General features: G+C 42.6%; 11 protein-coding genes. 1 reads left to right on the top strand and 10 read right to left on the bottom strand.

Annotated features, from left to right (window positions below):
- Position 1 precedes the first annotated feature (1 nt).
- The 10 genes from AC1DV1_RS10005 to pbpC all read right to left on the bottom strand — a co-directional run bounded on the left by AC1DV1_RS10005 (position 2) and on the right by pbpC (position 13,894).
- A complete protein-coding gene (locus AC1DV1_RS10005) occupies positions 2-1,594 on the bottom strand; it encodes a M1 family metallopeptidase (RefSeq protein ID WP_477358296.1) in 1,593 nt (530 codons plus the stop codon).
- A gap of 8 nt (positions 1,595-1,602) precedes the next feature.
- Positions 1,603-2,013 (bottom strand): energy transducer TonB, encoded by a 411-nt coding sequence (locus AC1DV1_RS10010; RefSeq protein ID WP_477358298.1) that lies wholly within the window; start codon positions 2,011-2,013, stop codon positions 1,603-1,605.
- A 12-nt stretch (positions 2,014-2,025) separates the two neighbouring features.
- Positions 2,026-3,000: a polyprenyl synthetase family protein gene (locus AC1DV1_RS10015; protein ID WP_477358301.1), complete on the bottom strand. Its 975-nt coding sequence runs from the start codon at positions 2,998-3,000 to the stop codon at positions 2,026-2,028.
- A 124-nt stretch (positions 3,001-3,124) separates the two neighbouring features.
- A complete protein-coding gene (gene rnr, locus AC1DV1_RS10020; RefSeq protein ID WP_477358303.1) occupies positions 3,125-5,263 on the bottom strand; it encodes a ribonuclease R in 2,139 nt (712 codons plus the stop codon).
- Positions 5,264-5,661: 398 nt separating this feature from the next.
- Entirely contained in the window at positions 5,662-7,374 is a 1,713-nt protein-coding gene (locus AC1DV1_RS10025) for an ABC transporter ATP-binding protein (RefSeq protein WP_477358305.1), read from the bottom strand.
- Positions 7,374-8,087 carry a 3'-5' exonuclease gene (locus AC1DV1_RS10030; protein ID WP_477358307.1) on the bottom strand — a complete coding sequence of 238 codons (714 nt, stop codon included), beginning with the start codon at positions 8,085-8,087 and terminating at the stop codon, positions 7,374-7,376. The genes AC1DV1_RS10025 and AC1DV1_RS10030 overlap by 1 nt, the downstream gene beginning before the upstream one ends.
- 99 nt (positions 8,088-8,186) lie before the next feature.
- Entirely contained in the window at positions 8,187-9,875 is a 1,689-nt protein-coding gene (locus AC1DV1_RS10035; RefSeq protein ID WP_477358309.1) for an outer membrane beta-barrel protein, read from the bottom strand.
- Positions 9,872-10,456, bottom strand: coding sequence for an RNA polymerase sigma factor (locus AC1DV1_RS10040; protein ID WP_477358312.1), 585 nt, complete (start codon positions 10,454-10,456; stop codon positions 9,872-9,874). The genes AC1DV1_RS10035 and AC1DV1_RS10040 overlap by 4 nt, the downstream gene beginning before the upstream one ends.
- A 162-nt stretch (positions 10,457-10,618) precedes the next feature.
- Positions 10,619-11,398, bottom strand: a complete 780-nt coding sequence (locus AC1DV1_RS10045; protein ID WP_477358314.1) for a hypothetical protein — start codon at positions 11,396-11,398, stop codon at positions 10,619-10,621.
- 105 nt (positions 11,399-11,503) lie between these two features.
- Entirely contained in the window at positions 11,504-13,894 is a 2,391-nt protein-coding gene (pbpC, locus tag AC1DV1_RS10050; protein ID WP_477358316.1) for a penicillin-binding protein 1C, read from the bottom strand.
- Between the two features lie 81 nt (positions 13,895-13,975).
- Between pbpC and AC1DV1_RS10055 the strand changes: the two genes are divergently transcribed.
- Positions 13,976-14,701 carry a glycosyltransferase family 2 protein gene (locus AC1DV1_RS10055; protein ID WP_477358318.1) on the top strand — a complete coding sequence of 242 codons (726 nt, stop codon included), beginning with the start codon at positions 13,976-13,978 and terminating at the stop codon, positions 14,699-14,701.

A 14,701-nucleotide genomic window follows, 5' to 3' on the forward strand; every position in this document is an offset into this window, starting at 1 on the left:
TCTATTCAATAATAAGCTTCTTCAAATAATACGTATCCGGATCAATCACAGGCATTATTTTGCTGGTAATTGTCAGTCCCTTTTTGTCCAGGGTGTATCGCTTGGTTAGGCCATCGGCACTAATGTCAACCGGTAATGGCATGTCAATATTTTGAAGCTGGATGAAGTACTTATCGCCGCGTTTTGCGGTTACATGAACTTCGAGTTTATTAACAGAATAAATATAGAGATCAAATAAAGGCTTCAAATCAATACCGGCTGCTTTGCTAAAATATTCCTGCACATCTGCCGTAGTAACCATGTTGCTGTAGGTGTATTTAGGACTTGTAACGAAGTTTTTTATAGTTGGGAAGAAGATAGTGTCGCCCATAATATATCTTAAAGTATGCATAAAGAAAGCGCCTTTGCCGTAAATGTCGCCATTATAAGCTGCCTCTTCGTCGATATCTTTTCCTATTACCAAGGGGATTTTGTTGCCAAATGAAAGGGCAGCTTGCTGGAAGTGTTTAATATAGGCTTGTTCGCCTTCCAAATCGCGTATGGGCATGGCATCACCAAAGGTGCAAATACCTTCGTGGATCCAGTAATCGGCCCAATCCTTGGCTGTTACTTTGTTGCCCCACCACTCATGGCCAAATTCGTGATGCATCAGCCAGTCAAAATCTTTGCCGCCGAGTTTGCTGTACCTGAATTTGTTGCCGTAGGCATTCATGGTTTGATGCTCCATACCCAGGTGCGGCGTTTCGGCAATGCCTATTTTCTCTTTAGCCCACGGATACTCGCCAAAATACTTTTCTTGTATGCGGATGGTTTGCTCGAAAATATCAAGGTGACGGTTGGCCTTAGCGGCATCCTCCTTTAATACATAAAACTGGATAGGCACAGTTGTTCCATTAACGGTTTTATATGGCCTGCTTACAACAGTATAATCGCCAACATTAAACAGGATACTATAGTTGTTGATGCTATAATTGGTTTTCCAATGGTAGGTAGTCTTATCGCCGCTTTTGGTTACTTTTTGCAGTAAGCCCGGACCGGCAACTACCAGGTCTTTAGGTACGGTTATCAGCATATCAACACCGTCATTTGGCTCATCCGAAGGATGATCCTTGCACGGAAAATAAAGTTTGCCCCCGGTTCCCTCGGCTGTGATGGCAACCCAGGCATGCCCGGTAGAATCTTTCGTCCAGGTGAATCCATCATCCCAGGGCGGACGACGGGCAACATGGGGCTTGCCACCATATATCACTTTAACACTGGCTTTGCCGGTAGGTAATTCCTTGGCAGTATTGATGGTGATGAGGTTGTTTTGGTAAGTATAAGGTTCTTTTTTACCATTAACCAATACGTTTCTGATCGTTAAGGAATCCAACAGATCAAAAAGTAACACCTTAGTAGGCTGCGCCATGATTACATCAATAGTGGTATAACCATCTATCGTTTTTTGAACCGGATCAACGCTTAACGCGATTGTATAATGACGCACGTCCATAATGGCTTGCTCAGGTTTGAGCTTGCCGCCGGAGGTTAGGGTTTGGGCGTTTGCTATTGTCCCGACGATCAGCGTGAATATTACAAAGAGTGTTTTCTTCATTTTGTGTTTTACTGGCCTAATGTGAAATTTATGGGAACTGTATATCCTGATCTTATAGGTTTGCCGTTTAATTTAACAGGAATCCATTTAGGTGAAAGTTTGAGCACCCTTAATGCTTCTTCGTTAAATTTATTCTGTAACCCTCTTTTTATTTCAAAATGAGTCAGGGAGCCGTTTTTTTCTACAATAAAAGAAATGATAACCCTACCTTGAACATCAAGTTGCGGGTCAGGGTTTTTTAAGTTCTTTTGCAGGAAAAGTTTAAAAGCGTCGTACCCACCTGGAAATGATGGCTGGGGTTCAATTGGGCAAATAAGAATATATTGTGTAGAATCGTTCGGTCCAATTGCCGGGATTTGTGCCTTGACAGAAATTGAGCATAACAAACCTGTTAACAAAAGCAAAATACTCTTTTCCATCCTTAAATATAATTAATACTCTCTCACCAACAAATTATCGGCAAACTGCCTCAAATACTGTCGCCTGTCTTCCGACAGCTTGATCTGGTCTAACGCGCTAAAGGCGGCATCGGCATAGGCTCGCATAGCATCTTCGGCATAATTCCTGATGTCAAGGCTATCGTAGATGCCGGTCACCGCGGCGACCTTTTCGGAGGGGTTATATTGTTCTATGCTCAGCCAGTTTTCGAGTGTTGTGGCCTCGCTATCTTTTGCCAGTTCAAGGGCCTTAATAAGAAGGTAGGTTTTTTTGTTGGATAATATATCACCGCCAACTTGCTTGCCAAATTTTTCGGGATCACCGTAAACATCCAGGATATCATCCTGCAGCTGGAAAGCTATGCCAACATTTACACCAAAATCATACAGTAATTGCGCATCGGCTAATGTAGCGCCGCCAATAATTGCGCCTATTTTTAGCGTTCCCCCTAATAGTACGGCGGTTTTAAGCCGTATCATGTCCAGATACTCGTCAATCTGCACGTTATTGCGCTGCTCAAAACTCATGTCAATTTGCTRGCCTTCGCATACACCCGTGGCAGTTTCGTTAAAAACATCCATTACCCGGCGTAAAATACCATCGTCAACCTTCATCATGAATTTGTTGGCTTCTACCATCATAGCATCGCCGGATAGTATGGCTACATTGGCGTTCCATTTTTCGTGCACTGTAATTTTACCACGGCGCAAGGGAGCCTTGTCCATAATGTCATCGTGCATCAGCGTAAAGTTGTGAAATACTTCGATGGCCAGGGCAGGCTCTATCGCTTTTTCCACGTCGCCGCCAAACAGGTCGCATGCCATTAGCAACAGGGCAGGGCGTAGGCGTTTACCGCCAAGCGAAAGTATATAGCTTATAGGTTCGTAAAGATCGGTAGGATATGCCGGAAAAGTAAGTTCGTCTACCGCCTTGCTCACCATGGCATGTAGTTCTGTAAGTTGTTTCATGTTTGTAGTTAACGGCTGATTAAGTTGATTGAGTGGGATTAAGTTGATTGAGTGGGATTAAGTTGATCGAGTTAAAAATTCAACCACTCTCCTAATCACCCCAATCAACCACTCACCTAAAATATCAATCCTGCACTAACGAAAAATCAATTTGCTTCTTGGTCAAATCAACATTTTTAACCCTGATTTTTACCTCATCGCCCAGCTGGTAAGTTTTCTTTTTACGCTGACCGATGATACAATAGTTTTTTTCGTCCAAAGTATAAAAATCATCGGATATATCGCGCAGGCGAATCATGCCCTCACATTTATTTTCGATGATCTCGACATACATACCCCACTCGGTAACTCCCGAGATAATACCCGTAAAAGTATTGCCAACCTGGTCGCGCAGGTATTCTGCCTGTTTATATTTAACAGATGAGCGTTCGGCATCGGCTGCCTTTTTTTCCATTTGCGAACTATGGGAACATAGCTTTTCGTAATGTTCTGCATTTACCGATTGTCCGCCGTTTAAATAATGAAACAGCAGGCGGTGTACCATAACATCCGGGTACCGGCGAATAGGGGAGGTAAAGTGCGTATAATGATCAAACGCCAGGCCGTAGTGGCTGCTGGTTTTTGTAGTATATATCGCCTTAGCCATCGATCTGATGGCCAGTTGGGTAAGTACGTTTTGTTCTTTTTTACCTTCTACATCCTCCATCAGGAAGTTTAACGATTTTGCAGTTTCTTTATCTGATTTAGTATTTATTTTATACCCAAACCGGGCCGCAAACTGTGCAAAATTGGCCAGGGCATCGGGTTTAGGGGAATCATGCGCACGGTAAACAAATGTGTATTTGTGCTTGCCTTTACCCATTTTGCTTACATGTTCGGCCACCTTACGGTTGGCCAACAGCATAAAATCTTCAATTAGCTTATGGGCATCTTTACGTTCTTTTACATAAACTCCAATGGGCTTGCCTGTTTCATCAAGCTTAAATTTAACTTCGGTAGTTTCAAAGCTGATGGCGCCATTTTTAAATTTCCGGTCGCGCAGTTTATAAGCCAAGGCATTTAGCTTAAGAATCTCGTCTTTAAAATCACCTTCTTTGCTTTCAATTACTTCCTGAACTTCTTCATAAGTAAAGCGCCTGTCAGAGTAAATGATGGTTTTTCCGTACCATTCGGTTTGGATAAATGCATTCTCGTCCAGTTCAAAAACTGCCGAAAAGCATAGCTTTTCTTCTTTAGGGCGCAACGAGCACAGGCCATTTGAAAGGCGCTCGGGCAGCATCGGGATAACCCGATCAACCAGGTACACAGAAGTAGCACGATCGAACGCCTCTTTATCCAGGGCAGAATCGGGTGCTATATAATGCGATACATCAGCAATATGCACACCAACTTCGTAATTGCCATTCTCGAGTATTTTAAACGATAATGCGTCGTCAAAATCCTTGGCATCAAAGGGGTCGATAGTAAATGTGGTAATATCCCTGAAATCTCTTCGGCGGGCAATTTCCTCTTTGGTGATCACATCCGATATCTCTTCCGACTCATGTTCAACCTCGGCCGGGAAGGATAACGGAAAACCATATTCGGCAAGGATGGCGTTCATCTCGGTGTCATTCTCGCCTTGTGCACCCAAAATGTGTTTTATTCTGCCAATGGGGTTTTTGGCCTCAGCCGGCCAGTCGGTAATTTCGGCAACTGCTTTTATCCCGTTTTTAGCCCCGTTTAGCTCGCTCATCGGGATAAAAATATCATGCATCATTTTACGGTCGTCCGGGATGAAAAATGCAAAACGCTCAGATAGTTTTACAATTCCGGTAAACTCCATTTTGGCGCGCTGCAATATCTCAATGATCTCGCCTTCTTTACGTTTGCCTTTACTGATGGCGTATACGTAAACTTTAACACGGTCGCCATGTAAAGCATTGCGAAGCTTGCGTGGGGCAACAAAAATGTCGCTTTCCAATTCATCGTCAGTAACTATAAATGCCGAACCGTCGTTCGTCAGATCGACACGGCCCTCCATAAATGTTTTTAACTCAAGAAGTTGGAACTTGCCTGGCGAAACCTCTTTAAGTACCGATTTAAAAGCCTCGTCTTTTAGAATATCAAATATAATTTCGCGCGATTCGGGATCGCGGACGTTTAATTTTGCAGAAACCTGTTTATAATTAAGTGGCGTATTGCCGTTTTGTTCAAATACATCAAGTACCATTTGGGTAAGTACCTGAACGATAGAAGAATTATTTTTCTTTTTTTTAGACATACAAAAGTATTTGTGCTAAGATACGGAATTTTGGTGTTTGGGGGAGAAGACGAAAAAGACAGGGTTAAGGAAATTGATTTTGAATCTGAGGTTGTGAATTTGGGCAATCGACAGGAGCCCATTTTTTGAGTTAGACACGAATGCATGCCAATCCGGCTAAATTTAATCTAATTTCACAAATTTTTGGATTGATAGGCTGCACAACTTAAGATAGTAAGAATTTGGCAATGTTTTGACCAACAACAAGTGCAAAATATCGATTAGCTAAATTGCGCGAAATCTTAGTTGAATGTTAACCATGTTAAATTATAAAATGTTTATTATCAGATATTTATAAATTAAATAGCTGAAATGTGTTAAGTTATATTAACCCAGTTTAGATGCGTTTGCCTTTGYTATCACCCCTGCGGAATCGATGCAATCAAATTCCTGGTGTACTCGTCCTTTGGCCTGTAATAAATATCGTCCGGGTAACCTGTTTCAATGATCTCGCCTTTATTCATCACCATCATCCTGTCGGATATATGTTTAATAACGGCAAGATCATGCGAGATGAAGATATAGGTAAGTTTAAACTCCTGCTGTAATTCGCGGATCAGGTTAAGCACCTGTGCCTGGACAGATACATCAAGCGCCGACACTGATTCGTCGCAGATGATAAATTTGGGCTGCAGCGCCAGCGCCCGTGCTATCACGATACGTTGCCGCTGGCCTCCTGAAAACTCGTGGGGGTAACGGTTAAAATGTTCTGGTAACAGATTTACACGTTCCAGTAAATCTAAAACGTGTTTTTTGCGTTTGGTATTATTGGCGTAAAACTGGTGCACCTGCAAAGGCTCCATGATGGATTGACCGACGGTTAATTTAGGGTTTAAAGACGAGTAAGGATCCTGGAAAATGATTTGGATATTGCGGCGTACCTCACGTAGTTCATTCTTTTTTAAGCTCCCCAGATCTGTATTTTCGAAACTGATATTACCGGCTGTGGGCTCTATCAATCTTAGTATGGTACGACCTAATGTTGTTTTTCCGCAACCCGATTCACCAACCAGGCCAAGTGTTTCGCCTGGGTAAACTTCAAAACTTACATTGTTTACCGCTTTAACCACTTTTTTTGACAGACCCAACAGGCCCGTACTAACCGGGAACCAGGTTGAGAGTTGGCCGATCTTCAATAAAGGTTCTTGTTTATAAAGTTCTATCCTTCTTGCTTTTATTTCAGTTTCAGGATAATGATACAAGGTCCTGATGTTTTCTATAGTGACCGCCGATTTGTTTTGGATATTTTCTGCATCAAAAAAATCGGCAACTATCGGCAGTTTCTTTAAATGTTGATTTGGTGAAGGCCTGCATGCTAATAAGCCTTTAGTGTATGGGTGACTGGGATGATCGAATAAGTCGGGCGTATTGGCCTCTTCAACAATTTCGCCTTTATACATCACCATTACCCGGTCGGCAATTTCCTTAATAACCCCCAGGTCATGCGAAATGAAAATGAGACTCATCTGGCGAGCTTTTTTAAGGCAGAGCAGCAGTTCAATAATTGTTTTTTGTACCGTTACGTCAAGCGCAGTAGTTGGCTCGTCGGCTATTAATATCTCCGGATTGCAGGATAGGGCCATAGCTATCATCACCCTTTGTTTTTGCCCACCTGAAATTTGGTGCGGATAGCTATCAAAAATTGCTTCAGGGCGGGGCAGTTGTACTTCGTTAAAAAGTTCGATAGTTTTCTTTTTGGCCTCAACCTTGCTTAAACCCAAATGCAGCCGGATGGCCTCGGTTAACTGGAAGCCGCAGGTAAGCACCGGATTGAGTGAGGTCATGGGCTCCTGAAAAATCATGGCCATACGGTTGCCCCTGATGTGGCGCATATCGGCTTCCGATAATTTGCACAAACTTACATCGTTTAAAAGCACATCGCCATTGATAACAGTTTTATCGGCATCTAAAAGCCGCATCAAAGCAAGCGATGTAACAGACTTACCCGAACCGGATTCGCCGACTATCCCGATAGTTTCGCCTTTTTGTAAATTAAGCGATATGTTTTTTACAGCCTTAAATAAGCCATCTGCTGTTTTAAAGCTAACCTCCAGGTTTTTTACTTTCAGCATTATTGGCCGACTATTGTTATCATCTCATCTTTTATTAAATCTTCGCCACGATAACGCCTTATCAGTTGCGCGGTGGCAACCACATCTTTTTGGCAATAAGTGCAAATCCGATCAAGCTGGTTTTCGTTCCAGTAAACATGACCTACCATGCTGCCGTCAATATCATCCTTTGGGGTGGGGATGTCAAAAATGGCGGTGAGTAAATTTAAGGATGTGTAGTTTTTGTAATCGCCAAACTTCCAAAGTTCCATAGTATCCAGGTGAATAATTTCCCATGGCTTTTTACCTGCCAATTGGAGTTGAGGGGGAAATGGCAAACCATTTATTAATAACCTGCGGCAGATGTAAGGAAAATCAAACTCCTTACCATTATGCGCCACCAAAACTAAGTTAGCCGGCTGGCTAAATAGCAAACTCGAAAACCGGCCCAATAAATCCTTTTCGTCATGCCCGGCAAATGATTTCACTCTTAAGCCAACACCCTCTTTTCCTTTGGTAAAAACGCCGGCAGATATGCAAACTATTTTACCAAACTCGGCCCAGATGCCTGCACGCCCGTAATAATCTTCGGCAGATTCATCCTTACGCTGGTATTGGGTCTTCAACTCCCACAGCTTTTTAAAATGCTCCGGCACCTCATTGTGCGTACCATATTGAGGCACGGTTTCAATGTCGATTACTAGTAAATTATGTAGGTCATAATGTTCAAGCATGCCACGTTTTAATTATGCAGGCAATATAATGAATGTTTTTGTCTGGCAGGTTTTGGGCAGGGTATTTTAGGTTATACGTTTGTAATTTTTAAAGCCACCTTATTTTTTTGGGGGTTTATTTAACTGGAAACCAACGGTGAGTTGTACAGTGCCTGGGTTTGATTTATAGCTCCCAAAGTCCGACGAGACTTTGAAACCGCTTATGCTTTTTAAATAGGTAGCCTCAAAACTAAACCGGTTATATTGCAGGCTTACACCGGCTGATACGCCAACGTTGATAGCAGGAACATACCGGGTACTCTTTAATTGGTTATTTACCGATGTATAATAAGGTGTGTCTGTTTTTATAGCCAAAGGTGTAAAGCTTGTGGTGCCGGTAATTTGCTTAACGGGTATGTTTATAACGGGGCCTGCTTTTAAACCCAGGTAATTATTAAGCTTGTAAACCAATTGAATAGGCACGCTTACAAAATATGCCTTACGGCTATCTGTTACCCGGATGGTTTTTCCCGAATCTACAGCGCCGCTATCGGCTTTTGCACCGTTTGCATGGGTATAGGAACCGCTGATTTTTTGTGGGTTAAGGGCCTTGGCTTGCACATTTATAGCCCATCGATCATTAAAATGATAAGTGCCATAAAGCCCGAAATTCAGATCGACGGGCAGGCTGCCATAAAAATTGCTATTTTGTTTTTGGGTTGTAAAGCTGCCAGATGCATTTACGCCCGCAAGCAGGCCCCAATCAAAATTAAAGGGGGCCGATAGTTTAGCTTTTACAACCTTTTCCTGTTTACCGTTTTTAGGTTTTTGACCTGCTTTTAGTTTTAAAAGATCTGGAGACGATTTAGTGATTTTGCCAACGATTTCGTTTACACGTGCCGAAGTTTGCTTTAGTATTCCATTGTTTCCCTTCGCGTTGGAATTTAAGATCTTATTGATTGCCGGTTTGGTGAAATAATTATTGACATCAGATTGAATACTATCAATGCCAGATACCTTGGAGTATGATTTTTGAAAGGTTACAGACAATACAGATGGTTTATAGTTACTATTGCCCTGGGTTAATCCATTTGGGGTGCTTGTTGGCATAGTGCCGCCCAATGGCTGCCTGTTACCTGTATATAAAGTTTGGGCGCTATTTGCTGCATGGCCATGTTGATCGGGTTGGTTTACCATTGTGTTTTGGCTATTTGCCAGTGTGTAAGTGCCTGTGTTTTTGCCTCCTTTTAATATACCATATGGCCCGGAATTTTTATTTGAAACAGAATTTCCGGTACTTGCTTTGATGCCGGTATTTTTGTTTACCGGCACATTTTTACCGGTCAACCCGCTATCCGGCATGTTATTATTAGCTAAGCTATCGGCGTTTGCCGGGGTGGATTTGATTTGCGGCGGGTTGTTGACCCCATAAGTTGTGCTATCGGCCTGGTTTAATGAATCAATAGTTTTTAAACTGTCGGCAATTACATGTGCTATGTGTTTTTTGATCCCATTATCAGGCTCGCTGTGCTTGATTTTATGGAAGTGACTGTATGTGTACACGCCGGTAACGAAAGTAGCCGTTGTTGATACAAGTAAAACAAGTGCTTTAAATCCTTTAGCTGCTTTTATAATTTTTGAAGCCTTAAGTACTTTATCGCTTTGCGGAATATCATGAGGTGCCGCCGACGGTAAATGTAAATTCAGGAGGTTTTGCATTTGCAGCCAGTCTGTCTGGGCGCTGTCATTAACAGGTAATTCGCTACGCTTTTGCTGCCAAAGTTTAAGGTAGTTTAGTGAGTTTTTCATTTTGCTTTTTCACTCCTTTCTTTTGGCCGGATGCTGCTTATTGATGGTTCAAGTAATTCTCTTAATTTTCTTTTTGCTTCGGCTAAATGCCAGCGGGAAGTGCCCTCGCTTACATTCAATTGTTCACTAATCTCTTTGTGGCTAAAACCATCTAAAACTGATAAATTGAAAACGGTTTGGGTGGCAAAAGGCAAAGTGCGGATGTTTTGGAGTAAGTCCTCAAAGTAAAGCTTCTCCAGCACCAACGGTGAAATAAAATGTTCATCCGGATCCAGTTCGCTTGTATTTGTTGTGTTGAATTTTAATTCCTTGCGACATAGATCAATAGCGGTGTAAATCATGATCTTCCTGATCCAGCCACCAAGCTCTCCTTTTTCTGTATCGAAAGTCTTTATCGATTGAAAAACTTTCAGGAAGCCTGTATTAAAAGCCTCTTTGGCAAGCTGCTTGTCGGGGAGGTAATTATAGCATACACGAAGCATATCGGCATGAAACAGCTTATACAAAGTTTCCTGCGCCGTTCGGTCGTTATCAATGCATCCGTTTACCAGTTTTTCAGCCTGTTTTTTGGGTAGATTCATTCAAAAAAATCACACATATGTGTGCACGTAAAATGCTCTTCGGGTAAAAGTCATGAAACGTTGGGTAAAAACAATAATATTTTTTAATATTATAACAGGCTTAATATTTTTATTCTTTAATAACCGACCGATCTTTTCTGGGATCAGTCGGTTATTAAAGAATTAATGCAGGAATGTATTAGATGATCTGTTATAGGTTTTAAATGGTATTAGTACTCCGGATGTATAATTCCAATTAAAAATTACTTGAGCCGGAGTTATGACAATGCTACCCGTGTAAACTTTGCCATTAAGCGTAACCTTTAACGGATAAGTACCATTTACCTCGTATTTTTGGTAAAACCTCAACGGACTTACAACCATCGGTATATCATTGGTACTCTTGCAAACCTTAGGCTCTTGCACATACAGAAAATCGATGTTGAAATTATTATTAACATCAACACTTTGGTTGTATTTGAGTAAACCACTGGCGCAGTACCTGTTGGCAGTGGTTACGTTAAAATCAAATCCAAGACTATCCCCCTTGGCGTTAAAATAAATTCCAGGACTCATAGTTAACCGATCGCCGGTAAGCTGAACGATTTTTGCGGTGTCGGGTGTGGTTACGACAGAATCCGTGCTCACTTTAATTGATATGCTTGCCGGCAAGGCACCCAATTTTGTTGCAGAAACTGTGTAATTTCCGGATTTGGTAAAAACAATGCGCGACGCGTTATTAGAACTTGTAAGGATATTGAAGCCAGCCGGGGCAACAGACCAATGGACAGAATCGGTTGCGCTTGCACCTACTAAGACCAGCGAATCTGGCTCGTTTATTTTCACTTCGGTTTTACTGGCTACAATTTTCCCGTTATTAGCCGGATCGGAAATTTTGGTGCATCCCGAAATAGTGAGGAACGCAAGTAATAAAATAAGTACTGTGTAAGTTAAGTTTTTCATTTTTTTAGCTGATTAATGTTCTTTATTGCATCATCGTATCAATCACAAAAAACGTTGGGTGTAAGGCCTCTCTTTTTATTATTTCGCAGAAATAAGTCTCACTACTCACTTACTCAATATCTCGAATCCAATATTAACGGTATTACCATTGCCATCAACCAGGGTAAGGATATGCTTGCCCGGCGGTGGGTTTAAAGCCATCTGGTGGAAATCTTTGGTAATACCCATATACTGATCATCCAGGTGCCAGAATATTTTCATGCCCGGTAAGCGGTGCGCCGCGTTACAAATCATCCGTCCGCGTGTACCATCGGCCTCAAGGGGGATGTATATTTTTGCGCCATCTTTGGGGTAAATCACCTCCATTGTATTCCCATTCTCCGTCTGGGCGCAGTCAGCCCGGAACGGCGGAAGTGCATGGTATTGGTAATTGCGGGATTTATAATAATACTCCATGGATGGTGGCAGCACAAACCATTTTTTGTTAAGCATTTGATCCGGTGGTTCGCAATTACCATTTACCTGGTATTGGCCATCGGCAGATAGATGAATAAGCTGGTGATAAGGACAAACAGGTGCCTTTAAGCCGGTTTTAGGTACCAGTACCTGGTCAATATCCTGGCAATACTGGCCTGCGCGGTAGCCGCTTTGCCTGCACACGTCAATTTTTACCATTTCGCCGGTTGGCATTGCAAACCAGTCTTTTGATGCGGGCAGCAATCTGAAAATCTCGAACAGGGCAGGGGCAGCGGCGTTAATACCGGTTAAACCAGGCCGCCCTTCGCCATCGGTATTACCAACCCAAACACCCACTACATACCTTGGGGTAACACCAATGGCCCAACCATCCCGGAAGCCAAAACTCGTTCCCGTTTTCCAGGCCACGCGCTGACTCGAACTGAATTGCTGCCACAGCATTTCTTCGCCCGGCCTCATTACTTCTTCCATGGCCTGGAAAGTGCAATAAATAGAAGCGGCATCAAGCAAGCCTGATTTTTCAAGTTCGGGTTTCTTAATATCCTGTTTGCCATAAACAGGGTTGTGAAAATCCTCTGGATCGTAGCTGCCGTTGTATTTATCATAATGATTAAGCACCCTGGCCATATCCGCATAAGCACCTGTAAGTTCCCAAAGCGTATTTTCGCCGCCGCCCAATATCAATGATAGACCATAATGGTTTGCCGGTTTGGTTAGGGTGGTGATGCCAACTTTGTGCAAGAAATCATAAAATTTCTCGAATTTGTACTGCTGCAGTAGTTTTACTGCAGGTACGTTAAGCGATCTGGCCAGGGCTTTCGAGGCAGGTACAGCACCGTCATACCCCATATCGAAGTTCTCCGGGTGATAACCGGCTATCAGTGTAGGCACATCCGGCAGTAAGCTGTTAGGCAATATCAGCCCGTTATGCATWGCCGAAGCATACAACAGTGGCTTTAGCGTACTTCCGGGGCTGCGGGGGGCGTCAATTACATCTACATCGCTTTCCATTTGCGGGTCTTCATGATGGGTAATGTTACCGGCATAAGCAAGCGTTTCGCCGGTTTCAACATCCAGCACAATAGCGGCGATATTGTTAATGTCGTTCGCCTTTAAAACCTGGTGATGTTGCTCCAAAATATCATTGACTTGTTGCTGCAAGCCCGAACGAATACTTGTACGAATACGGGTATCGCCCATTGGCTTGGCATCGTAATCGTTTTTAAAGCGCTGCAGTAAATGCGGAGCAAGGGACGGCAGCGGCATGGGCCTTTCCGGTACGGGTTCCAGTTTTGCCAGTTCGGCTGTTATACTGTCGATGACGCCTTGCTTAAATAGCCGGTTAAGCAGCCTGTTCCGTTTATTAACCAATGTTTGCCTGTTCCTGCCGGGATGCACTAATGACGGCGCATTGGGCAATACCGCCATTGTGGCCATTTCGCCCCAGGATAGTTTATCGGGGCTACGACCAAAATAGCGCCAGGAGGCGGCATCCAGGCCAATAACGTTGGTGCCAAATGGCGCGTTGCTGGTGTAAAGGGCCAATATTTCTTTTTTGCTGTAAGTGAGCTCGAGCCGTAGAGCCATAAAAATCTCCAGCAGCTTGTTCCAGATGTTGCGTTTGTGTTTGGTAGCCAGCCTTATCACCTGCATAGTAAGCGTACTGCCGCCACTGGCAATTTTTTTTGAGCTGAGGTTTTGTTTGATGGCCCGCCCAAAAGCCAGCGCATCAAAACCGGGATGATGCTCAAAGCGTTTATCCTCAAAGGCCATGATACATTGCTTGAATTTTTCGGGTACGCTGTCACTATAGGGAAAGCGCCATTGGCCATCTTTGGCGATAGATGCCCCCAGCAATTGGCCCTGATTATCGTCAATTACGTATGAGGTAGGGCTTTTAAATAGTGGCTTTGGCAAACAAAACCAAAACAACACGGTTAAAACGAACAGGAATACAAGCAGAAATATTAATTTTGGTTTTTTTAAGTAAGTTTTTATTCGTTTTAATACAGCTTGCATTAAGTAATATTTTCAATAAAGATATAACTAAGCTTTATATCACTACCATATCCGGAAGCGGATTTTTTGATAAACAATATAATGGGCATTCAAAAACTTTCAATTATTATCCCGGCTTATAACGAAGGGAATACCATACACTTAATTTTGGATAAAATTAAAGCGGTTAACCTCACCAATGAAATTCAAAAAGAGATTATTATTGTAAATGATTGCTCAAAGGACAATACAGAGTTTGCCATTAATTCATACCGGCAATCCAACCCGGATGTTAATATCCAGTACTTTAAGCACGATGTAAATAAAGGTAAAGGGGCAGCCCTGCATACCGGTATCTCAAAAGCAACTGGTGAATATCTTATAATACAAGATGCTGATTTAGAGTATGATCCGTCCGAGTACAACGATTTACTGAAGCCCGTAGTAAACGGTTTTGCCGATGTTGTTTACGGCTCCAGGTTTATGGGGAGCAACCCGCACCGCATATTGTTTTTTTGGCATACCATAGGTAATAGGTGGTTAACCTTTGCATCAAATATGTTTAGCAATCTTAACCTAACGGATATGGAAACCTGCTATAAACTATTTGATACCAAGTTGATACAGGCTATCCCCCTTACCGAAAAACGCTTTGGATTTGAGCCCGAAGTTACCATCAAAATATCAAGGGTACCCAAAATCAGGATCTACGAAGTGGGTATTTCTTACTATGGCCGTACTTATGAAGAAGGCAAGAAAATAGGGTGGAAGGATGGCGTAAGGGCTATCTACTGCATATTAAAATACGGGTTGTTTAAAGGTAAATAG

The sequence above is a fragment of the Mucilaginibacter sp. P4_D1 genome (genome assembly GCF_056401935.1).